Source organism: Kingella bonacorsii (assembly GCF_016623605.1).
GTDB lineage: Bacteria > Pseudomonadota > Gammaproteobacteria > Burkholderiales > Neisseriaceae > Kingella_B > Kingella_B oralis.
In genome coordinates this window covers 254,535-278,070 of the sequence record NZ_JAEHNZ010000002.1, presented here as the reverse complement: position 1 = coordinate 278,070, position 23,536 = coordinate 254,535, and the positions used below count along the sequence as shown (strand labels likewise).

Below are 23,536 nucleotides of genomic sequence, written 5' to 3'. Positions count from 1 at the left end.
GCTGCCTTTATTGGTTGAGGCAGCCTGAAAATAGGTTTTCTGATTTAATCCTATTTATTAAGGCATAGCGGGCGAAATTTCCCAACTGCTTAACCATGGCTTAACACGCAACGCTTAAATGGAATTACGCCAATCACTTTCGCCATCCTGCTTTCGGTGTTTTTGCTTTACAAACCACGCTGAAAAATTAACACATCTCCCCATTTATTGCAGGCTTCTTTACCCCTGAAACACACGATTCAGGGCATTTTTTCGCCTTTTCAGGCTGCCTTTGAGGTGAGCATATTCATTCTCTCCGTTATGGGAAAGAGATACCCAAGTAGTGTGGCAAAAATGTTGTAAACAAATCGTAAATTTAGGATGAGATATGCCAAGCAACTAGTAGCGTTTGTTAATTTCTTGTATGATGCGCGAATTCTGTTATCCGTGTTTTAGAGTTTATAAACTACTGATATACATTAAAATTTGTTTGTTAATACTCATTATCGTGTGCAAAACAAGGTGGCGCAAAGGGTTAATAAACCAATCATTGATGTAAATCAAAATACGATAATCGTTGATTTTTGTTTTTTTAACGTAGTAGGAAGTGTAATTATGAATACAGCATATCGCGTTGTTTGGAATGAAAGCACCAACACTTGGGTGGCTGTGGCAGAGATTGCTACCGCACGAGGAAAATCAGGCAAAGCCAAAGTGGTTGCCGCAAGCGTTGCCGTAGTGGGCGCATTGGCTTCGCCAGCACATGCAGATTTAATTTGGGGCTCTGGGGCAAAAGCGCCGGGAGAAGGGTCTATGGCAATGGGCATCAATAGTGATGCCAAAACCAAATACACCATTGCTGTGGGGCAAGATGCTGTTAATAAATCAAACGGCGACTCCGCTGTTCTGATTGGGCACGATGCTCAAGCATCATCAGATGCCAATCCTAATACAGGCACAAACACAATGGGTCAGCAGGTTGTGATTGGTGAATCCAGCCGTGCAAATAGCCAATCTGTTGCTGTTGGTGCTCAGGTATACGCCACAGGGCAAGCCTCTATCGCTATTGGTGGCGATGACTTAGGCAATAATGACAGTAAAACATCCGCAGGGAAATATACTGGTGCTAATGCATGGCGCAATTACGCAGGTCAACCCATTACCGTAGAAGGTGTTAGCACCAAAGATGCTTCCAACCCCGCAATTGGTTTTACCAGCACCACAGCAAGTGGGCGCGGTTCTATTGCGATTGGACATATGAGCCAATCAACAGGTAAAGCATCTTTGGCATTTGGTGCAGATTCTCATGCAGAGGCAGACGGTGCGATTGCTGCTGGCATGGCGTCGCAAGCGAAGGGTTCTGCTGCGGTTGCCATCGGGGTAGGCGCAGAGGCTCCAGAAGCTCATGCAACCGCAATCGGCTTAAAAGCTAAAGCTAATGGCGGCAACGCTTTTGCCGCAGGCAGTAATGCTAAGGCTGACGGGAAAAATTCAATTTCGTTGGGGAGTGAGGCATCAACGGAAACCAACTCTGCAACTTACTACCGGATAAAAAATGTTCCCGATAAGACAGAGAATAATATCGCGATCGGTACTAAAGCAAGATCAGGTGGTTTGCAGACGATTGCGTTTGGTGCTGAGTCTGTAGCTTCTAAATCACAGTCTGTTGCTTTTGGCTTTGATGCTCAGGCAACAGGTGACCAGTCTGTGGCACTTGGTGCGAATACCCGTTCAATGGGAGATTCTTCGGTTGCAATTGGTGGCGATGATTTGGACTCTGTCGCTTCCACGGTATATCGCACAACTTCTGCATCTGCGGATAATGATGCGTATAACGATACGCCACTGGCACAGCAATATCGAGCCTTAACAGGTCAAAATTTGGTTAATTTTACGCCTGGTAATCGTTATATCGGCACATCTACCGGCCAGGCTGGCGTTGCGGTGGGTGTTTCTGCCAAGGCGGCAGATTTGGCAACAGCGATAGGTACCAAATCCCATGCCACGGGTGATTATTCGGTTGCATTCGGGGTAGGGGCAAATGCCACTTTGGCAAATGCTGTTGCCTTGGGTGCGGGTAGTACAACTGCAGCAAACGCTACTGATGTGCCGTCTGCTACAATTGGTTCAATTACCTATGGCAGCGCGACCAGCCCGTTTGCCGGTAGCGGCAAAGTGGTTCCCGGTGACCAAGTTTCGGTTGGTTCGGCTGGTTTCGAGCGCCAAATCAAACACGTTGCGCCAGGCGCTATTACTGCGGCTAGTACGGATGCCATTAACGGTAGCCAGTTGTTCTATGTGGCTAAGGGATTGCAAGATCAGATTTCAAATAATTCTGCTACGCGCTCCTTTGGTGTGAATGCCGATAATAACAGCCTCAAAACCCATCAATTGGGTAAAGAGCTGGCAATTGTTGCCGGCAATACTACAGAAGCTACTTCTACTAGCAATCTGAAAACTAATGTTACTCAGGATGCAGCTACAGGTAAAACTACGGTGACCGTCAGCATGAAAGACGCACCTACCTTTGCTAGTGTAACGACCCAAGACGCAGCAGGTAATAAAACAGTAACTAATGCTGGTGGTGTCACTATTACTCCAGTTTCAGGTAACCCGGTTAGCCTAACTAAGGATGGTTTGAATAATGGCGGCAACAAAATTACTGGTGTAGCGGATGGCAACATTGCTGCAGGCAGCAAAGAAGCCATCAACGGCGGCCAACTGCACGATCTGAAAGAAAACGGCTTCAAGATTGCAGCCGACAACGGCACAGCCGACACCGTTAAGCTGACCGAAACCGTTAAATACGCGGGCGATAGCAACATCATCACCACCGTTAAAGACAACGAAATCGGCTTCAAACTGGCCGATAGCATCACCGTAGGTCCGGCCACCGGTGGCAATCCGGTTAAGATTGACGGCAATGCCGGCACTGTAACCGGACTGACCAACAAAACTTGGGATCCGAACAACATTACCAGCGGACGCGGTGCAACTGAAGATCAGTTGAAAGCAGCCGTAGCGACCACTCCGTTGACCGTAGCTAACGACGGCAAAGTTACTCCGCCGGCCGCAGCCGACGCAGGCAAACTGGCCACAGCAGGCGACATTGCCAATGCCATCAACAACAGCGGCTTCCAAGCCACTGCCGGTGGCAGACTGGCCAGCGGTACTACGGCCACCGCCACTACCGTTAAACCCGGCCAAAAGGTTACCTTTGCTGCCGGTAATGGTTTGACTGTAAAACAGGATGTGGACGCTACCAACGGTGACCAGACCTACACTTATGCATTGGATGCTCAAACTGTAGTGCAGAATGCCCAAACCCCGGTGGTGTACACCGATGCCAGCGGCAACAAAGTGTACAAACACACTGACGGCAACTTCTACACCCAGCCTAACGGCGGCGGTACCCAAGTAGCCGCCGGCAACGTGATTGCCAGCATGCAGAATGCAGCCGGCAATACCACTGCACCGACCACACTGGCTAACGTGAAGGGCAACCTTGCCGATACGAGCAATGCCACCGGCAATCCGAACGGTAACGATCGTGCTACCTTGGCAACAGGTAACAAAGGCAACAACGCCGCCACCGTTAACGACGTATTGAACGCAGGCTTTACCGTACAAGGTAACGGCGCAGACAAAGACTTCGTCACTCACGGCGACACCATCAACTTCGCCAACGGCCAAGGCACTGTAGCCAACGTCAGCACCGCAGGCGGAGTGACTACCGTGAAGTTCGATACCCCGATGACCTATGCCGATGCATCAGGTAACCCGACTGCTACACCGAGCAACAAAGTGAACCTGGTAGGCGGCACTGCAGGCAGCCCGGTGACTTTGGGTAACATAGCGGACGGCAACATTGCTGCAGGCAGCAAAGAAGCCATTAACGGCGGCCAACTGCACGATCTGAAAGAAAACGGCTTCAAGATTGCAGCCGACAACGGCACAGCCGACACCGTTAAGCTGACTGAAACCGTTAAATACACAGGTGACAGCAACATCGTCACCACCGTTAAAGACAACGAAATCGGCTTCAAACTGGCCGATAGCATCACCGTAGGTCCGGCCACCGGTGGCAATCCGGTTAAGATTGACGGCAATGCCGGCACTGTAACCGGACTGACCAACAAAACTTGGGATCCGAACAACATTACCAGCGGACGCGGTGCGACTGAAGATCAGCTGAAAGCAGCGCAGGCTGCTGCTACCAGCAAGGTAGCCGCCGGCAACGGTATTAGCGTTACCCCGAACGTGGATGCAACTACCGGCAGCACGACTTACACGGTAGCAGCTGATACCACTACGCTGAACGTAGGCGATGGTACTGGCGGCAATCCCGCTGGCAAGGTGATTACGCCAACCGGTGCTGATGCCAACAAACTGGCCACAGCAGGCGACATTGCCAATGCCATCAACAACAGCGGTTTCAACATCAACGCTGGTGGCAATGTAGTAGGTACTTCTACTGCCACCACTGCCAAACCCGGCAGCACCCTGACACTGAAAGCTGGTGACGGTTTGACTGTGAAACAAGAGTTGGACGGCAATGGCAACCAAAGCTACACTTACGCATTGGATGCTCAAACTGTAGTGCAGAATGCCCAAACCCCGGTGGTGTACACCGATGCCAGCGGCAACAAAGTGTACAAACACACTGACGGCAACTTCTACACCCAGCCTAACGGCGGCGGTACCCAAGTGGCTGCCGGCAACGTGATTGCCAGCATGCAGAATGCAGCCGGTGACACCACTAAACCGACCACATTGGCCAACGTGAAGGGCAACCTTGCCGATACGAGCAATGCCACCGGCAATCCGAGCGGTAACGATCGTGCTACCTTGGCAGCAGGTAAAAAAGGCAACAACGCCGCCACCGTTAACGACGTATTGAACGCAGGCTTTACCGTACAAGGCAATGGTACAGACAAAGACTTTGTTACCCATGGCGATACCATCAACTTTGTAAATGGTCAAGGCACGGTAGCTAAGGTAACCAGCACCAACGGCAAAACCGATGTGACATTTGATACGCCATTGAGCTATGCTGATGCCGCAGGCAACAACACCACAACGCCAAGCAATGCCGTAAATCTGGTGGGTAGCGATCCAAGCAAACCCGTTACCTTGGGCAATGTTGCCGAAGGGGTGAAAGACACCGATGCCGTTAACGTGGCACAGCTGAATGCTGCCAAAACCAAAGTTCAGGCTGCCGATAACAGCCCTGTAACCGTAACGGGCACAGGTTCAAGCACCGACCCATATAAAGTAGGTGTGAATACCGTTACCCTGACCGCACCTGCCACCGGCACCGATGCGGGCAAAGTAACTGTTCCTACTGGCGCAGATGCAGGCAAACTGGTAACCGCAGGCGATATTGCCAACGCCATTAACAGCAGCGGCTTTAAAGCTACTGCGGGTGGTAACACCACAGGCGCAGCACCAACGCAAGAGCTGATTAAAGCAGGCGACACCCTGACCTTGAAAGCAGGCAGCGGACTGACCGTAGAACAAACAGGCAGCAGCTTTACCTATGCGCTTAATGCACAACAAGTGGTACAAGATGCACAAACCCCTGTGGTGTACACCAAAGCTGATGGCAGCAAAGTGTACAAACACACAGACGGCAACTTCTACGACCAACCTAATGGCGCAGGCACACAAGTGGCTGCTGGCGATGTGATTGCCTCTATGCAAGGCGCAGACGGCGTAACAACCGCCACTCCTGCTACCAAAGATGCTGACGGCATCATGACCATGGCAGGCGGCACAACGCTGAACAACGTGGCCAGCGCAGGCGACATCACCAACCCAGCCAATGCTTATCGTGCAGTCAATGCAGGCGATTTGAACAACAGCGTGCAAAAACTGGTGAACAACGGCTTCAAGATTGATGCTGATAACGGCACAGCGGACACCGTGAAACTGGGTGAAACCGTTAAATACGCGGGCGATGGCAACATCACTACCACCGTAAGCAACAATCAAATCGGCTTCAAACTGGCCAACACCGTTACCATTGGCGATGCTGCAACAGGTGGTAAACCCGTGAAAATTGACGGTACAGCAGGCACCGTAACAGGCTTGACCAACATCACTTGGGATCCTGCCACTACGCCGATTACCAGCGGTCGTGCCGCCACTGAAGACCAGTTGTTAGCCGTAGCCAATGCCGCTAATTCTGCTGGCGCAGGCTTCACCATTGCAGGCAACAGCAAAGCGGCGGGTGTAACCACAGCGGACGAAACCATTAAAGCAGGCGAAACGCTGAGCATTAAAGGCACAGGCACAGGCGCGTTTACCGATTACGACAGCAGCAACATTCAAACCCAAGTGGGCGCGAATGGCGAAGTAACCGTGGGTCTGAAAAAAGACTTGAATGTGAACAGCGTTACCGCGGGCAACACCAAAGTGGATAACGGCGGTATCACCATCACTAACCCAACCGACCCAAGCAAAAATGTGAGCCTAACAGGCAACGGCTTGAACAACGGTGGTAACACCATTACCAACGTGGGCGATGGCGTGAACGATACCGATGCCGTGAACGTGCGTCAGTTGAAAGCCGCGCAAACCAATGTGAACAATCTCACCAACAACGTGATTGGTACGGACAAACCAAACATCACCACATACGATGTACACGGTAACGTTGCCGACAACCAAAACACCGTGGTTGAAGCGATTAACAACATGAACACTGGCGGTATCAAGTTCTTCCACGTGAACGATGGTACAGGCACGCAAAACACCGCAGGTACATTGAGCCACCCAGAAGATTCGTCTGCCAAAGGCAACTACGGCGCGGCTGTGGGCTATCAAGCGAAAGCGGATGGCGAAAGCAGCGTGGCATTTGGTAAAGGCGCGCAAGCTACGGGCAAAAATACCATTGCGATTGGTACGGGCAACGTGGTTACCGGCGAAGGCTCTGGTGCGATTGGCGACCCAACCACCATCACAGGCCGCGGTACATACAGCGTAGGTAACAACAACGGCACCATTAGCGCGAACGAAGCAGGCGTGTTTGGTAACAACAACACGCTGACCGGCGACAGCAGCCGCATTATTGGTAACAGCAGCACCATTACCACCACCGATACGTTTGTGATGGGTAACAACTCCACCAGCAACGTAGCGAACTCTGTGGTATTGGGCAGCAATGCCGCCGCCACTTCTGCAGCTACTGCATCTAGCGCAGGCACGACCACTTACGCTTCCAGCGTGATTAACGGCACGATCTACAACTACGCGGGCGCAACGCCAACAGGCGTAGTGAGCGTGGGCAATGTGGGCGCGGAACGCCGCGTGCAAAATGTTGCTGCTGGTTTGATTAGCGCAGACAGCACCGATGCGATTAACGGTAGCCAACTGTATGCCACCAACAGCGCCATCAATGCGTTGCAAACAGGCGCGGCGGGTATTGTTCAATACTCTAACGGCAATGCGCAACCCAACGGCGGCACGCCTACCAACCACGTTACTATGGTGGGCGCAGACCAAAATGCGCCGGTAACCATCCACAATGTTGCCGCAGGTGTTGCGCCGACCGATGCAGTGAACGTATCGCAACTGCAAGGCGTGGCAGGGCAAATTGGCAAAGTGGCGGATGAAGCCGATGCGGGCACAGCCGCAGCGATGGCCGCCGCAGGCTTGCCACAGGCCTACTTGCCAGGTAAGAGCATGGTTGCCGTTTCAGGTAGCACTTATCGCGGTAAACAAGGTTACGCGGTGGGCTTCTCTGCCATCAACGATGGCGGCAACTGGATTGTTAAAGGCATTGCCACAGGCAACAGCAAAGGCAAATTCGGTGCGACCATCGGCGCGGGTTATCAGTGGTAATTTGATGTAGTTGAGCTTTCAGGCTGCCTTTGGGCAGCCTGAATTATTTGGAGCGAAGGCAGCCTGAAAACGGAATTTTCTGTTTCAGGCTGCCTTTTGTTGTTGAATGCGCGGTTGCTGCGCCATGGAGTTGGTGTAGCGTAAGCTGAGCGCGCCGATAATGGGTCGCTGTTGCCGCGCTTTATTTCGGGCAGGTGGGAACGGCAATTGCTGCTGGCCAGGCAGGGTTTGCCTTGATGGCAAGCGGCGGCAGCCCGAAACCTTTGCGAAACCCCAAAGGCAGCCTGAAACCTAAAATGGAGCGGCGACGGCTTGTTGCCCAATGGTATATTCAATAGGGCTTTACGGGTTGGCGTGGCGACATCGGCGAGCCTTGGATGCGCCATCGGTTGCGGGTTGCGCACAGGCAGCCTGAAAACAAGGAAAGCGAATAGGGCAGGCGCAATGTGTCTGCAAGATGCGCCCGATGTGGCTGTTTTTTGTATCGGGCGGTTGAAATCTTTTCAGGCTGCCTTTTGCAAAGTGGGGCGGGGTTTTACAATATCGGGCATTCGGAATTTTCGCAAACAGCGTTTTCAGGCTGCCTTGCCGCGGCTGGTTTTTGTGCATTGGGGCAGCCTGAAAATCATTTCAAACCATCCATTCCAATCATCACACGGGGTCATCATGTCTTGGATAAATTTTGTGCGGCGTTGCCGTTTTTGGGCGCGTAGAAAATGGCGGCAGATGCGGCGCTTGTCGCGAAAATCAGTGCCGCTGCTTTATTTGCTGATTGGCTCGCTGCTGGTGGCGGGGGTGTCGATGGTTTTTGCGCAGATGGCGGAATTTGCCTTGGAGCAAAATCGGCATTGGGTGAAAACTTATCCGTGGTTTGCTTGGGTGGCATTGCCGCTTGGGCTGATGCTGATTGCCTGGCTGATGCGGCGGTTCGCGCCTTACACGGCGGGCAGCGGCATTCCGCAGGTGATTGCGTCGATTGCGCTGCCTTATGGGCGGGCGAAAAAGCGGGCGGTGGGCTTTCGGGAAACGCTGTTGAAAGTGCCGCTGACGTTTTTTGGCATGCTGTGCGGCGCGTCGATTGGGCGGGAAGGGCCTTCGGTGCAGGTGGGCGCGGCGGTGATGGCAAGCTGGGGGCGGTGGTGCAAAAAGCGCAATCTGGCGTTTACGGGCTTGCAGGATAACGATTTGCTGGCGGCGGGCGCGGCGGGGGGCTTGGCGGCGGCGTTTAACGCGCCTTTGGCGGGGGTGATTTTTGCGATTGAGGAGCTGGGGCGCGATGTGATGTTGCGCTGGGAGCGGCAGATTTTTATCGGGATTTTGGCGGCGGGCTTCGCGCAGGTGGCGATTATGGGCAACCACCCGTATTTCAGCAATTTTTATGCTTATGGCACGGGGGTGAAGCATTTGTGGCTGTGGGTGCTGGCGGTGGCGTTGGTGTGCGGGGTGATGGGGGGCTTGTTTAGCCGTTTGCTGTTTAAGGGCGTGGGCTGGGTGATTCCGTCGGCGGGCTGGAAGGCTTGGGTGCAGCGCCGCCCGATTTTGCTGGCGGGGCTGATGGGGCTGCTGCTGGCGGCGGTGGGCACGGTGAGCGGCGGGGATGCTTATGGCACGGGCGCGGCGCAGGTGTTGGAGGCGTTGCACAACCAATATCACGCACCGTTTGGCATGTCGCTGTGGAAATGGCTGGCGACGATTTTTTCTTACTGGGCGGGCATCCCCGGCGGGATTTTTACGCCGTGTTTAACCATCGGTGCGATGATTGGGCATGATTTGGCGCAGCTCGCGGGCTTGGGGCTGGGCGGGAATGTGTTGGTGTTGCTGGGGATGGTGGCGTTTTTGTCGGGGGCAACGCAATCGCCGCTGACGGCAAGCGTGGTGGTGATGGAGATGACGGGCAGCCAGCAGCTTTTGGTGTGGATGCTGATGGGGGGCTTGGTGGCGACGGCGGTGTCGCGGCAGTTTTCGCCCAAGCCGTTTTACCATGCGGCGGCGGCGCGGTTTCGCCAGCGCGTGGCGGAGGAGTGTAAGGCGGGGAGGTAGCGGGGTGAGGCAGCCGGAAAATGGGGGTTGGATTTCAGGCTGCCTATTTCGCTTTACCATCATGCCCTTATCACCCACAAAGGAAACCATCATGTATTTCATCAACGCCAACCATAACATCCGCGATGCCAGTCTCAACATCGCCCTAGAAACCTATCTGGTAGAAAACCGCCTAGTGGACGAACCCATCCTGCTGTTTTACATCAACTCCCCATCCATCATCATCGGGCGGCATCAAAACACCATCGCCGAAGTCAACCAGCCCTATCTGGACGAACACGGCATCCAAGTCGTGCGCCGAATGTCGGGCGGCGGCGCGGTGTATCACGATTTAAGAAACCTAAATTACTGCTTTATCAAAGACGACGACGGCTCAATCGGCGATTTTGACCGCTTCACCCGCCCCGTTATAGCCGCGCTGCACGACTTAGGCGCAACAGGCGCCGCCTTGCAAGGGCGCAACGACTTGCTAATAGACGGCAAAAAATTCTCAGGCAACGCCATGTATGTGCGCGGCGGACGCATGACCGCACACGGCACCATCCTGTTTGACTCCAACCTAGACGAAGTAACCCACGCGCTCAAACCGCGCAAAGAAAAAATAGAATCGCACGGCATCCAATCCATCCGCAAACGCGTAACCAACATCAAATCCTATCTGTCCGCGCCATACCAAAATCTCACCACGCCCGAATTTCGCGATATTTTGCTGCTGCGCATCTTTGGCGCAGCGCAACGCAGCGACATCAAAGAATACCTGTTAAGCGAACACGATTGGCAAAAAGTGCACGCCCTGCGCGCCGAACGCTTTGCCAACTGGGATTGGAACTACGGCAAATCGCCCGAGTTCACGCTGGAATACTGCCAAAAATTCCCCGCAGGCTTGGTGGAATACAAATTAGACGTGGAACACGGGCGCATCAAAGCCATCCGCATTTTTGGCGATTTCTTTGGCACAGGCGACATCAGCGACCTAGAACGCGCCCTTATCGGCACGCTGTACGAAAAACACGCCGTGCTAAACGTGTTCCAACGCATGAACGCACAGCAATATTTTGGCAATATTGAAGCTGATGCGTTGGCAGCGTTGCTGGTGGATGGGGTCTATGATGAGTAGGGTAGCCTGAAAAATAAGTCTATGCGTTGTTGGCATGAACAGTATTTTGTTTAGTTAAATGAGTGAATTATGAGTAAGCAACTGGAAACTAATCGGGTAAAAAAATTACGGGATGGTATGCAAGAGAAATGGCGGCAGCTATGCGATTGGTTTGAAAAAGAATCAAGGGCGCGACTAATTTTCTTGATTGCCGCATTGGAAATTGAAATTCTAATATTTATTTATATTCGTCAATCAGTTATGGATATAAGTAATTGTTCAGAGTTTTGCCAAAGCTTTTTTAAGAGTCCAGGGATTTGGACATTTATGACTTTGCTTATTTCTTCACCCATTGCTTTTGCAATTTGGCATTTTCGCGATGCCAATACCCAGCAACAAATTGCGAATCAGCGCAAAGATGTGAACCTGAAAGAGTTTCAGAAAATTGCCGAATGGGTAAGTGGAGCGCATTTGGTGGAGGAGGAGCTTACCGAAAAAACAAAAACTATCTCAAAGAGAACAGAACAAGAGAGTTCAACAGAACAAGAAACTACCCGTGAATACAGCAGGCAGCCTGAAAAGCAAAATATCACCACATTCAGTAAACAAGACGGTGCGGTTGGTTTGCAGATTGCCGCCGTTTATATGCTGCTGCCGTTTTATCGCGGCGACCACGGTGAAGACTTTCGCCGCCCCGCGTTTAATCTGCTTACTGCGGCTTGGTTGTCTTTGTTTAGCAAAGTGGATGATATAGAAACAGGGCAGGAATTAGCGAAGCAACCGTTAGCGGTGGCGATTACGGAAGTGTTATTTGCGGAGGGTGGACTGGTTTATTCCACAGAAGCGAAATACGAACACCTACTTGTTAATCTTTATTTGCCTTTTGTGAATTTGAATATGTCGGGGTTGAGTGAAAAAGCATCAAAGGTTTTTGTTGGCAAGAACTGCCTAGGAATTGATTTGCACGGTGCATTATTACGAGAAGCTCATTTTGAAGGGGCGAATTTAGAGGGTGCTCATTTTGAAGAAGCTAATTTGATGTTAGCTCATTTTGAAAAGTCTGGTTTGGAGGTAACTAATTTAAGGAACGCTCATTTTGAAGGAGCTAATTTGCGGAAAGCCCATTTTGAAGGAGCTAATTTAGTGTTAGCTCATTTTGAAAAGTCTAATTTGAAAGTAACTGATTTGAGAAATACTTATTTTGAAGGGGCTATTTTGGCAGATGCTCATTTTAAAGAAGCTAATTTGAATGGTGCTAATTTGAATAGGGTTAATTTTTTGAAATGGGCTCATTTTGAAGGAGCTGATTTATTCGGGGCGCAATTGACAGAAAGTGATTGTAAGCAACTTCCCAGTAGCATTAGTCAAACTCAAAGATATGATTTAATTGTTTTGTCGCTGGTTGAATCACCCTCTGTACAGGTTTACCAGTTAACTGCAACTAAGAAAATAAGGAATAGAAGAGGGGATGGAATTGAACACAAAATTTTTGGTTGTCAGCTCAACGAACAAAAAACCAAAGAACTCAACCAAGCCAACTGGGACATAAAAATCAAAGAACTACCACCCACCAGCCAACAACCATAACAAAAGCAGCCTGAAAACGCATTTTCCCGTTTTCAGGCTACCTTTATTAGCGGTTCAACCCGCCCCAATCACCCCTGCTCTTCCACCCACAAATTCCCATCCCGCGCCAGCAGTTCCCGCGCCGCCTCGGGCCCCCAGCTATCCGCAGGATAACCATGTGGCGCAATCGGCGAAGTCGCCCAGTTATCCAAAATCGGCATCACCCATTCCCAAGCTTTTTCCAATTCATCGCGGCGGTTAAACAGAGCCAATCGCCCGTCAATCACTTCGCGCAGCAGCAGTTCATACGCTTCGGCGCGGCGACCTGCCACCGCCTTGCCCATATCCAGCACCATTTCGGCGGGGGCAACATCCAAGCCGCTGCCCACTTGCTTCACCCACCATTTGAGCGACACGGTTTCATCGGGCTGCAAGCTGATGATTAGGCGGTTGACGTGGTTGCCAAACAAGCTGCCTGCATCGGGCTTAAAGTTCAGCACAATTTGCGCGCTGCGTGCTGCCATACGCTTGCCCGTGCGCAGGTAAAACGGCACGCCCTGCCAGCGCGGCGTGTCCACTTCGGCGCGGATGGCAACATAGGTTTCGGTGCGGCTGTCGGCGGGCACGTTGTGCTCTTGCAAATAGCCTTTCAGGCTGCCTGAGGCGGTGTATTGCCCGCGCACCACGTTTTTATCCACATCGGCAGAAGTCATCGGTTTGAGCGCGGCGACCACTTTCAATTTTTCATCGCGCACATCATCCGCACCCAGCGATTGGGGGCGTTCCATCGCCACAAAACACAGCATCTGCATCAAATGGTTTTGCACCATATCGCGCAACGCGCCGGTGATGTCGTAGAACTCGCCGCGCTCTTCCACGCCCAGCTGCTCGGCGATGGTGATTTGCACGGACTGCACGAAATCCTTATTCCAAACCGGTTCAAGGAACACATTGCCAAAGCGCAGCGGCAACACGTTTTGCAGGCTTTCTTTGCCGAGGTAGTGGTCAATGCGGTAAATCTGCTCTTCTTTGAAAAACCGCGCCACATCGGCGTTGATGGCTTGCGACGAGGCTAAATCCGTGCCCAATGGTTTTTCCAACACAATGCGCACGTTATCCGCGTTCAAGCCCACGGCGGCGAGGTTTTCACAGGCGGGGGCGAAGAATTTGGGCGCGGTGGAAAGATAGATAATCACGTTATCCGTTTCTTTGCGCGCTTTGACCGCTTCGCCCAGCTTGGCAAAATGTTCGGGCTCGCTCACGTTTAAAGACAAATATTGAATGCGCTTGATAAACGAAGCCCAAAGCGCGTCGCTGAAATGGTGTTTGATGTGGATTTTGCTGTCGGTTTCCACTTTTGCCAAAAATTGCGCGGTGTCAAACTGGCTGCGCGACACGCCCAAAATGCGCGCATCGGGATGCAGCAAGCCTGCGGCGTGCGCCTGATACAAGCTGGGCAACAGCTTGCGCATAGATAAATCGCCTGTTGCACCGAAGATAACCATATCAAAATTGGTTTGAGACATAGCGGATTCCTTGTTCTATGGGGGCATGATTGCGCCATTATAAAAGATTTGCGGCTTTTCAGGCTGCCTGAAAGGGGGTTTACGCCGCGATAGGCAGCCTGAAAATTGTTTAACACCGACAACCGATGGCGCATCAAAAACCCGCTGACAGGGTTCCGCCCCGTAAAACCTGATTGAACACGCCGTTTGGCGATGAGCCGTCGCTGCTTCATGTTGGTTTTCAGGCTGCCTCAACGGGCGGTTCCCATACAATAGGCAGCCTGAAATGGGTAAATATGATTTTCAGGTTGCCTCAGCGCCCGCTTAAAACAGCAGCGTCATCTTATGCCATTCTGCGCCGCCGTGTTCCGAATCCGCCACGCCGCCATGCCGCGCCGCTGATAATCGGGATGCACCGCCAAGCCAAACACAAACGCATACGCGCCGTTGGGCTGATGATGGCGGGCATCGGCGTAAAACTCATCGGGCAAATGCGGAGTGTCTGCCGAACAGCCGTTGATAAAGCCCACCACGCGGTTATCTTGCTCCGCCACAAAAAATTGCTCGGGAAACACCGCCAATCGCGCGGTAATCTGCGCGAGGCTCGCCGCTTCGGCGGGGGCAAAGCCGAGGGCTTCAATTTCTGCCATAGCGGCGGCTTCATCGGGACGTGGGGTTCGGATGATGAAATCAGTCATGCGGATTCCTTTTTCAGGCTGCCTTAAACCGTAGTAATCCTACACATCGGCACGGGTTTTGTCTATTCGGCAGCGTGCGCGAAAATTGATTTAAAACAGTCGTATTAGCAATTTTTCGGTATAATTCCGCCCCGTGCGATAAGATTGAAATCCGCAGCAAAATATTATTTTTGTAGTTAAGCTACAAAACAAAATGAAAGACGCAAACCATGACCCCTCTCCACCCCAAACTCGCCGAAATCACCCGCCGCATCATCGAGCGCAGCCGCCCCACGCGCGAAGCGTATTTGGCGCGCATCCGGCAATACATCAAACAAGGCAAAGTGCAGCGCGACCGGCTCGGCTGCTCCAACTTGGCGCACGGTTATGCCGCCATGCCCAAAACCATCCAAATCCAAATGCAACAGCCCAATGTGCCCAATATCGGCATGATTAGCGCGTATAACGACATGGTGTCGGCGCACCAGCCGTTTAAAGATTTCCCCGATTGGATTAAAGACGAGGTGCAAAAATACGGCGCAACCGCGCAAGTGGCCGGCGGAACGCCCGCGATGTGCGATGGCATCACGCAGGGCTATGAGGGCATGGAATTGTCGCTGTTTTCGCGCGATGTGATTGCGATGAGCACGGCAGTGGGTTTGTCGCATCAGATGTTTGACGGCGCGTTGCTGTTTGGCGTGTGCGATAAAATCGTCCCTGGGTTGATGATAGGCGCGTTGTCATGCGGACATTTGCCCGCCATTTTTGTGCCAGCAGGCCCAATGGAAAGCGGCATCAGCAATAAAGAAAAAGCCCGCACGCGCCAGCTTTTTGCCGAGGGCAAAGTGGGGCGCGATGCTTTGTTGGCAAGCGAGCTGGGCTCGTATCACAGCGCGGGCACCTGCACGTTTTACGGCACGGCAAATTCCAACCAAATGATGATGGAATTGATGGGCGTGCATCTGCCCGCCGCCGCGTTTTTCAACCCCTACACGCCGATGCGCGAAGCCCTAACGCGCTATGCGGGCGCGCACATGGTGCAGGGCATCCAATCAGGCAGCCTGAAACCGCTGGGCGAAATGTTGAGCGAAAAATCGTTTATCAACGCCATGATAGGCTTGATGGCAACGGGCGGTTCAACCAACCACACCATGCACCTTGTGGCGATGGCGCGTGCGGCAGGCGTGATTTTGAATTGGGATGATTTTGACGAGATTTCGTCCATTATTCCGCTGCTGATTCGCGTGTATCCCAACGGGCAGGCGGATGTGAACCATTTTGCGGCGGCAGGCGGCTTGCCGTTTGTGATCCGCGAACTGCGCGACGCGGGCTTGCTGCATGACGATGTGGACACCGTGGTTGGGCATGGCATGGCGGCTTATACGCAAGAACCGTTTTTGATTGACGGCAAGTTGCAATGGCGCGACGCGGTTGCCGAAAGCCGCGACACCGCGATTTTGCGCACCGTTGCGGCGCCGTTTTCGCCCGACGGTGGCTTGCGCCTGATGCGCGGCAACATCGGGCGCAGCGTGATTAAAGTGTCTGCCATGAAACCCGAACATTTTGAAATGGAAGCCCCTGCCATCGTGTTCAACGACCAGCGCGAAGTGTTAGCGGCGTTTGAGCGCGGCGAGTTGGAGCGCGATTTTGTGTGCGTGGTGCGCTTTCAGGGCGCACGCGCGATGGGGATGCCCGAGCTGCACAAATTAACCCCGCCGCTGGCGATTTTGCTAGACCGTGGCTTTAAAGTGGCGTTGGTTACCGATGGACGGATGTCGGGCGCATCGGGCAAAGTGCCTGCCGCGATTCATATGTCGCCCGAAGCCTTGATGGGCGGCAACATCGGCAAAATCCGCACAGGCGATATGATTCGCTTCAACGCCAAAACGGGTGAATTGAATGTGTTGGTGGACGAAGCCGAATGGAACGCGCGCGACATCCCCACGCCCGATTTAAGCAAAAACACGCACGGCATCGGGCGCGAATTGTTTGCAGGCTTTCGCGCACAAACCAGCAGCGCGGAAACAGGAGCGATGAGCTTTGGCGGGGATTTTGCGTGATGGGGTAAACGCGCGGTAATGGCGTAAACAATGAGGCAGCCTGAAAACGGTATTTTACGTTTTCAGGCTGCCTTTACGTTGGGGTAGGCTTGGGCAATTTGCTGTTTTTGGGTTTGTAGGGCTTGGGGGCTGCGGGCAAACTGCGTGTGTAGTGAAGCGGCACGCTCTACGGCTAATGGGAAGCAAGGCAGCCTGAAAACGGTTTTTTATGCTGTTTTAGCTTCGCAGAAACTCGCTGCGCTCGTTTTCAGGCTGCCTTTAGTGTGCGTGTTTCAATCAACCCGCCCCATCTCACACAAACCCCATCACCCCTTTGCCGCCTTCTTTCAGGCTGCATTCTAGTTGCAAGCTGGCGAGCAGGGCTTGGGCATCGGCAAACGGGGTGATGCGCGCTTGTTTGGCGGCGACGGCAAAATCACCTGCCACCAGCTGCCTGATGCGGGCGACTTCGCTGCGCAGTTCGTCGGGGCAGGGCAGGCCCAGCTGGGCGCAGTGGGCTTGAAACAGCTTCCATGCTTGCTCGGGGTGCAGCGGTGAAAATTCCAGCTTGAAGTCAAAGCGGCGCAGGGCGGCTTGGTCTAGGTTGCGCATCAGGTTGGTGGTGGCGATAAAGATGCCTTGGTAGGCTTCCATTTGGGTGAGCATTTCGTTCACTTGGGTGATTTCCCAGCTTTGGTTGGCGCCGCGGCGGTCTTGCAAGAAGCTGTCCACTTCGTCAAACACGAGGATGGCTTGGTTTTCTTCGGCTTCGGCGAAGGCTTGGGCGATGAGTTGCTCGGTTTCGCCGACGTATTTGGAGAGTAAATCGGAGCTGCGTTTGTAGATAAGCTGTTTGCCTGCTTGCTCGGCGAGCCATGCGGCATACGCGCTTTTGCCTGTGCCTGCTGCGCCGTATAGGCACAGCGTACCGCGCCCTGCGGCGATGATGCCTTGGGCGAGTTGGCGGAGGTCGCGCGGGGTGTTGAGGTAGTCTAGGCTGTACACGTCGGGCAGCTTGGCGGTTTTGTTGAGGGCGTGGTAGTTGCCTTGGGCTTTGAGGGTGTTGTGCAGCAGCTTTTGGAACAGCTCGCTGCGTTTTTCAGGCTGCCAGTCTTGGCCGGCGGCTTGGGTTACTTTGTGGGCTTGTTTGAGCAGGGCGGGCACGAGGGCTTCGTGTTCGGCGAGGCTGCGGATTTGGGATTTGTCCATAAAATCGCGGGTGTAGCCGGCGATGAGTTCGGCGCGGCGGGCAACGGGCGGGGCTTTCATTTCGATGACGATGTCAAAGCGGCGCACGGCGGAGGGGTCGATGAGTTCTACGTTGTTGCCTATCCAGATAGTGGGCACGCGGTTGTTTTCCAAAAAGCGGTTGAGCCATGCTTTGTTGAGGCTGAAATCGTGTTGCCCGCGGTCAAACAAGTCTTCCACTTCGTCAAACATCAGCATGCTGTTTTGCCCGGCGAGGATGTTTTGCGCCATGCGCAGGGCGTTCATGCGGTCGTCGCGGTCGGCGGGGCTGTCGTCTTCGTTGGTCCACGAGATTTCGTAGAGTTCTACGCCCAGCGCACTGGCGAGCACGCGGCTGAATTCGGTTTTGCCGGTGCCGGCCACGCCGTGGATGAGGATGTTGCAGCCTGAAAGTTTTTGCGCGAACACTTGGCGCAGATAGGCTTCGGCGGCGGTGGCGAGCACGCCCAAATGGGCGAAGTCGCCAAGCGTGAGCTGGGTTTGCGGCGCGGGGAGAATGTGGCGTTTGAGGATTTCGGTGGGGGTGGTGGGGGCGTTGAGCATCAGGTCGGCAAATCGGCGCGAGAGCAGGTCGATTTTGCTTTTCATGTAGTACTCGTCGTTGCGGTCAAGGCGCATCAGCCCGATGTTGGCGAGCGGGGCTTTGGGCGACAGGGCGGCGGTGATTTGGTTTTCAGGCTGCCGTAAGAGTTGGGCGAGGGCTTCGCAGCAGGCGTTGTCGTCTAAATCGCCCAGCAGGTTGCACAGGCGCGACAGGGTGGATTGGCTGTGCAGCAGGATGCCGAAGGTGAGCAGGCGGGTTTCGGTTTCGTTGAAGTGGCTCATGGCTTGCCATTGGGCAAGGTTGTGGCGCAGGGTGTCGGGCAGGCTGGTTTGCCAGATGTGTTCGAAGTCGTGTTGCTGCTGCCATGCTTCGTAGGCGGCTTTGAGCCGGCGGCGGGCGGCGGCGGGGTCGTAGGGGTTTTCTTCGTTGAACCAGCTATCCGCGCCGATGAGGCGGGCGATTTCGCTGCGCTCGAAGCCGTCGCTGCCGATGAATTGGTTTTGCCCGTCGAGCGGGTAGAGGATGTCCCATGCCCATTGTTGGAACAGGGTGTTGAGTGTGTTTTGCATATTGGGATGACGGATTGGGGGTTGATGGGGAAAGGGGCGGATTATAGCGAGTTTGGGGCTTTCAGGCTGCCTTTGCGGTGCTTAAAGGCAGCCTGAAACGCTTGGGCTGCGGCAGGGGAGAGCGGGCATGGCGGCGCTGTCGTGTTCTGTTTCAGGCTGCCTGATGCCGCATGATGTCGTCCAGATTGTCCTGCAACCAGTTCACCAGCGCGTCCACTTTCTCCGCCGCCGCCTCGCCCAACGCCGTGAGCGTGTATTCAACGTGCGGCGGCACGGTTTGGAACGACTGGCGCACCAGCATGCCGTCTTGTTCCAGCTGCTGCAAAGTTTGCGTGAGCATGCGCTCGCTCACGCCGTCAATCGCGCGGCGCAGCTCGCTGAACCGATGCGTGCCGCCGCGCAACACGATGAGCACCAGCAAGCCCCAGCGGCTGGTCAAACGGCGCAAAATCTCGCGCGAGGGGCAGGCGCTGGCCAAAACATTGCCTTTTTCCATAAAAATCCTTGCGAAACAATCTGTTTTCAAAAAAATCCATGCTTACAAAAGTGTAAGTACTTACTAAAAATAAGTGCTGCCATTATATTGCGCGGCATGGTTTGAAAGCAAACCGCAGTTTGTTTACACCATTTCATTTAACCTTTTTTCAGGCTGCCTCGGGATGGCGGACAACATTGCATTTACATATAAAGGCAGCCTGAACACCGCATCAGGAGTTCTCATGAAACACACTTTATTCGCCGCCGCATTGCGCTTGGCTTTAACCGCTTGCTCGCCCGTTTCACCCCGCGCGCCGCAAACCGCATCCGCGCAGACGCAAACCCAATCCGCCGCAGAGCGCAACAAAGCCAACGCGCTGGCGTTTTATGAATTGGCGTTTAACCAACACGATTTGAATCGCGCCGTGCGCCAATATGTGGGCAAGGAATATTTGCAGCACAACCCGATGGTGGCAGACGGCGGGCAGGCGTTTATCGATACGTTTGCGCCGTTTTTAAAACAAAACCCGCAGTCGCGCGCCAGCGTGAAACGGGTGATTGCCGAGGGCGATTTGGTGGCGTTGCACGTGCACAGCCAGCTCTCGCCCGAAGACAAAGGCGAGGTGGTGGTGGATATTTTCCGCTTTGATAAGGATGGGAAAATTGTGGAGCATTGGGACGTGATTCAAGCCGTGCCCAAAGAGAAAACCGCCAGCGGCAGAAGTATGTTTTGATAATTTGAGGCGCATAAAGGCAGCCTGAAAACGATTTTTAACCGTAACACAAGGAGTTTAATGATGAAAATTGCAGTAATTGGTGCAACAGGTTTGGTGGGCAATGCCACCGTGTTGGAACTCGCCGCGCGTGGGCATCAAGTAACCGCGTTCGCCCGCAATGTCGCCAAAGTGGCGCAGCATCCCAATGTAACCGCCGTTGCCGCCGATGTGAACGTGCCCGATTTTGCCAGCAAACTGGCGGGCTTGGATGCCGTGGTGAGTGCGTTTAACGCGAGCTGGGGCAACCCCAATTTGGCGCAAGACGTGAAAACGGGCTACGACAACTTGCTTGCCGCGTTCAAAGCCGCGCAGTTGCCGTATTACCTGATTATCGGCGGCGCAGGCAGCCTGAATGTTGCCCCTAATCTGCAATTGGTGGACACGCCCGATTTTCCTGCCGATGTTTACCCCACTGCCGATGCCCTGCGCGTGCTGCTGGATGATTTGCGCCCGCGCCGCGATATTAACTGGGCGTTCCTATCGCCCGCCGCCATGTTTGGCGGCAAGGTGAGCTTTGAGAAACAAGGCGCGTACCGCATCGGGAAAGACGATGTATTGCTGAACGCTGATGGCTCGCCCGCCGACATCACCCTGCCCGATTTGGCGGCGGCGATTGCGGATGATGTGGAGCAAAAAGCGCATCTGTTCCAACGCTTTACTGTGGCGAACTGATTTGAGGCAGCCTGAAAACGCATCCAGCCGTTTCAGGCTGCTTTTAAAATCTTTAATTTCTGTATTGACAGAAATTTAAAAAATATTTAACCTGTGCGAAATTTTTCCAACCCGTGCAAGCGAAAGCCAAACATGAAACTCAATCCCGTAACCGAAAGATTTATTTTGCACTGGGGCGAAATGGGCACCAAATGGGGCGTGAACCGCACCGTCGCGCAGATTCACGCGCTGCTTTACATTTTGGGCAAGCCGATGAACGCCGACGAAATTTGCGAAACGCTGAACGTGGCGCGTTCCAATGTTTCCAACAGCATCAAAGAGTTGCAGTCGTTGCAGCTGGTGCACGTTACCCATATTTTGGGCGACCGGCGCGATTATTTCGCCACGTCCGACGATGTGTGGACGCTGTTCCGTACCATTGTGGAGCAACGCCAACGCCGCGAAATCGAGCCGACTTTGGCGTTTTTGAACGAGCTGGCAAACAGCCCCGAATTTGCGCAGGAAAACGAAGCGGTGCGCCAAAAAATCACCGACACGCGTGATTTTATCGGCACGCTCACCAGTTGGACCAACGAGATGCTGCGCCTGTCCACCGCCACGCTGGCGCGGGTGTTGAAGCTGGGCGCGAGCATTCAGAAATTTTTGCGCTAGGAGCGGGGCATGAATGAATGGAGCATTATGCTGCCGCTGTTGGCGATTGCGCTGGCGATTATTGGGTATCGCCATTTGGCGAAAAGGCAGCCTGAATATCCGAATGGGCAGGTGATTGGTGCGTTTACGCTGTTAGGCGGTGGGCTGGGCGGGCTGCTGATTATTGTGTTCGCTATGGTTGTGGATGCGTTGCGAGGGCATTTTGATATGCCGCTATTTATAATGATTGCCTTTATAGTTGGTGGCTCTGCAATCGGCTGCTTGCCTGCCACGCTGTGCGGCTTAATCTTGGCATGGCGGCGTTGCACGCGCTCGTGGAAAAGCGCGGGTTTGGCGGCGCTGGTGGGCGGCGTGGCAAGCGTGCTGTTTACGTTGCTGTGGACATCTGATGGCATGGTGATTTTATGTGGTTTTGTGGGTGCGTTGGCAGCGGCGATTTTGGCAGCGCTGGTGTTGCCCAAGGCAGAATAATGCCGTTTCAGGCTGCCTTCAAAAGCAGGATAAGGCAGCCTGAAATCCAATTTCTCAAAAATTTTTCCCCATGTATTTCACTTTTAACAGAAATTTAGGAACAAAACAAATGAACGCCCCCTATCCCGCCGCCCGCGTTATCGCGCTGTACACCTTACTTGCCCCCGTTCTATTCGGCTTCGGCGTGGGGCTGCCGCTGGGCGTGTTGATGCTGCCTGTGGTGTTGGCGAGCCTGCTGTATGGTTGGTTGCCTGCGCTGGCGTGTGGCATTTGGCTGGCGGTATGGCGCACGCGCGGCACGCGCTGGGGGCGGTTGCACGCGGTGGGTTTGTGTACAGCGGTGGCGGTGGGGGCGACGCTGTGGCTGGATAAATCGGTGGCGCAATCGGATTGGCTGGTTTGGGTAGCGTTGTCGGGCGGGGTGGCGGCGATGATTTCGGCGTGGTGTTTTTTGCCTGCGCCGCTGGTTGCGCCCGCTGCGGAGGAGGGGCGCGATGAAACGGCTTGATTGCTTGGTGTACAGCATGGCGTTTTTGTGGCTGTGGAGCGGGATTCAGCCTGCGTTGTTTGCGCTGCCACAGTCGTTGGATTTGCTGGCGCGGGTTGGTTTTCAGGCTGCCTATTGTTTGCCCATGTTCGCGCTATCTTGCGCGTTGGACGTGTTTTTTGGACTGGGCTGTTGCACGCGTTTGCGTGATTGCGCGTGGTTTTGGGTGGCGCAGGCGGCGGTGGTGCTGGGGTATAGCGTGATTATTGCTTTCAGGCTGCCTGAAATGTGGGCGCACCCGTTTGCGCCGTTGGTGAAAAATGTGCCGATTTTGGCAGTATTGATTTATTTGTGTGATGCAAACAGGAGGGCGCAGCCATGAATGCGTATTTAATTGTAAAAACTTTGCATATTTTGTCGGCAACGCTGATGGTGGGCACGGGCTTTGGCACGGCGTTTTATTTGTTTTGGGCAAACCGCTCGGGCTCGGTGGCGGCGCAAGCGGTGGTGGGGCGGTGGGTGATGAAGGCGGATTGGTGGTTTACCACGCCTGCGGTGATTTTTCAGCCGCTGTCGGGCTTGTGGCTGCTGCATCAAATGGGCATGCCGCTGTCGTGGAGCGGGGCTTGGCTGTGGGTGAAATGGACGCTGGCGTTGTACGCGCTGGCGGGCGCGTGCTGGCTGCCTGTGGTGTGGCTGCAAATTCAAATGGCGCGGCTGTCGGCAGCGGCTTGGGCGGCGGGGGAAACACGCCTGCCCGCGCGTTATCGGCGTTGCCAGCTTTGCTGGGAGCTGCTCGGCTACCCCGCGTTTTGCGCCACTGTGGTGATTTATTTTTTAATGGTAATGAAACCGATTTAACAAGGCTAATTGCGGTTGGATTACAATTTTGGC

The 23,536-nt window shown here is 53.8% G+C and carries 17 protein-coding genes; 12 read left to right on the top strand and 5 right to left on the bottom strand.

Going from position 1 to position 23,536, the window contains the following annotated elements; translation table 11 throughout:
• Positions 1-465 precede the first annotated feature (465 nt).
• Entirely contained in the window at positions 466-7,824 is a 7,359-nt protein-coding gene (locus tag JDW22_RS06245; protein ID WP_200522350.1) for a beta strand repeat-containing protein, read from the top strand.
• Here the strand turns inward: JDW22_RS06245 and JDW22_RS06240 are convergent.
• Positions 7,815-8,210 carry a hypothetical protein gene (locus JDW22_RS06240; RefSeq protein ID WP_200522349.1) on the bottom strand — a complete coding sequence of 132 codons (396 nt, stop codon included), beginning with the start codon at positions 8,208-8,210 and terminating at the stop codon, positions 7,815-7,817. The two genes, JDW22_RS06245 and JDW22_RS06240, sit on opposite strands and share 10 nt — an antisense overlap.
• A 280-nt stretch (positions 8,211-8,490) precedes the next feature.
• On the opposite strand from JDW22_RS06240, the gene JDW22_RS06235 reads away from it, so the two are divergent.
• The 3 genes from JDW22_RS06235 to JDW22_RS06225 all read left to right on the top strand — a co-directional run bounded on the left by JDW22_RS06235 (position 8,491) and on the right by JDW22_RS06225 (position 12,547).
• A complete protein-coding gene (locus tag JDW22_RS06235; RefSeq protein ID WP_235965218.1) occupies positions 8,491-9,864 on the top strand; it encodes a chloride channel protein in 1,374 nt (457 codons plus the stop codon).
• Positions 9,865-9,955: 91 nt separating this feature from the next.
• Positions 9,956-10,981 (top strand): lipoate--protein ligase, encoded by a 1,026-nt coding sequence (locus JDW22_RS06230; protein ID WP_200522348.1) that lies wholly within the window; start codon positions 9,956-9,958, stop codon positions 10,979-10,981.
• 69 nt (positions 10,982-11,050) lie between these two features.
• Positions 11,051-12,547, top strand: coding sequence for a pentapeptide repeat-containing protein (locus tag JDW22_RS06225; protein WP_200522347.1), 1,497 nt, complete (start codon positions 11,051-11,053; stop codon positions 12,545-12,547).
• 68 nt (positions 12,548-12,615) lie between these two features.
• Here the strand turns inward: JDW22_RS06225 and zwf are convergent, their stop codons facing one another.
• A complete protein-coding gene (gene zwf, locus JDW22_RS06220) occupies positions 12,616-14,052 on the bottom strand; it encodes a glucose-6-phosphate dehydrogenase (protein ID WP_200522346.1) in 1,437 nt (478 codons plus the stop codon).
• A 317-nt stretch (positions 14,053-14,369) separates the two neighbouring features.
• A complete protein-coding gene (locus tag JDW22_RS06215) occupies positions 14,370-14,729 on the bottom strand; it encodes a GNAT family N-acetyltransferase (RefSeq protein WP_200522345.1) in 360 nt (119 codons plus the stop codon).
• A 209-nt stretch (positions 14,730-14,938) separates the two neighbouring features.
• Here JDW22_RS06215 and edd point away from each other — a divergent pair, with 209 nt between their 5' ends.
• On the top strand, positions 14,939-16,768 hold the full coding sequence (gene edd, locus JDW22_RS06210) for a phosphogluconate dehydratase (protein WP_200522344.1): 1,830 nt from the start codon (positions 14,939-14,941) through the stop codon (positions 16,766-16,768).
• Positions 16,769-17,059: 291 nt separating this feature from the next.
• On the opposite strand, the gene JDW22_RS06205 is transcribed toward edd, so the two are convergent.
• Together JDW22_RS06205 and JDW22_RS06200 are read right to left on the bottom strand one after the other, a co-directional pair.
• A complete protein-coding gene (locus tag JDW22_RS06205; RefSeq protein WP_200522343.1) occupies positions 17,060-19,108 on the bottom strand; it encodes an AAA family ATPase in 2,049 nt (682 codons plus the stop codon).
• A 151-nt stretch (positions 19,109-19,259) separates the two neighbouring features.
• On the bottom strand, positions 19,260-19,604 hold the full coding sequence (locus tag JDW22_RS06200) for a winged helix-turn-helix transcriptional regulator (RefSeq protein WP_200522342.1): 345 nt from the start codon (positions 19,602-19,604) through the stop codon (positions 19,260-19,262).
• A gap of 223 nt (positions 19,605-19,827) precedes the next feature.
• Between JDW22_RS06200 and JDW22_RS06195 the strand changes: the two genes are divergently transcribed.
• The 7 genes from JDW22_RS06195 to JDW22_RS06165 all read left to right on the top strand — a co-directional run bounded on the left by JDW22_RS06195 (position 19,828) and on the right by JDW22_RS06165 (position 23,503).
• Positions 19,828-20,319, top strand: a complete 492-nt coding sequence (locus tag JDW22_RS06195) for a nuclear transport factor 2 family protein (RefSeq protein WP_200522341.1) — start codon at positions 19,828-19,830, stop codon at positions 20,317-20,319.
• A gap of 63 nt (positions 20,320-20,382) precedes the next feature.
• Positions 20,383-21,033: an NAD(P)-dependent oxidoreductase gene (locus tag JDW22_RS06190; RefSeq protein ID WP_200522732.1), complete on the top strand. Its 651-nt coding sequence runs from the start codon at positions 20,383-20,385 to the stop codon at positions 21,031-21,033.
• Positions 21,034-21,165: 132 nt separating this feature from the next.
• The gene (locus JDW22_RS06185; RefSeq protein ID WP_200522340.1) at positions 21,166-21,684 is read left to right on the top strand and encodes a GbsR/MarR family transcriptional regulator; all 519 of its coding nucleotides are present in this window, start codon (positions 21,166-21,168) and stop codon (positions 21,682-21,684) included.
• Between the two features lie 9 nt (positions 21,685-21,693).
• Entirely contained in the window at positions 21,694-22,155 is a 462-nt protein-coding gene (locus JDW22_RS06180) for a hypothetical protein (RefSeq protein ID WP_200522339.1), read from the top strand.
• Positions 22,156-22,264: 109 nt separating this feature from the next.
• Positions 22,265-22,663, top strand: a complete 399-nt coding sequence (locus JDW22_RS06175) for a hypothetical protein (protein WP_200522338.1) — start codon at positions 22,265-22,267, stop codon at positions 22,661-22,663.
• On the top strand, positions 22,650-23,024 hold the full coding sequence (locus JDW22_RS06170; RefSeq protein WP_200522337.1) for a DoxX-like family protein: 375 nt from the start codon (positions 22,650-22,652) through the stop codon (positions 23,022-23,024). The genes JDW22_RS06175 and JDW22_RS06170 overlap by 14 nt, the downstream gene beginning before the upstream one ends.
• Positions 23,021-23,503, top strand: a complete 483-nt coding sequence (locus tag JDW22_RS06165) for a DUF2269 family protein (protein ID WP_200522336.1) — start codon at positions 23,021-23,023, stop codon at positions 23,501-23,503. The genes JDW22_RS06170 and JDW22_RS06165 overlap by 4 nt, the downstream gene beginning before the upstream one ends.
• The last annotated feature ends 33 nt before the right edge of the window (positions 23,504-23,536 follow it).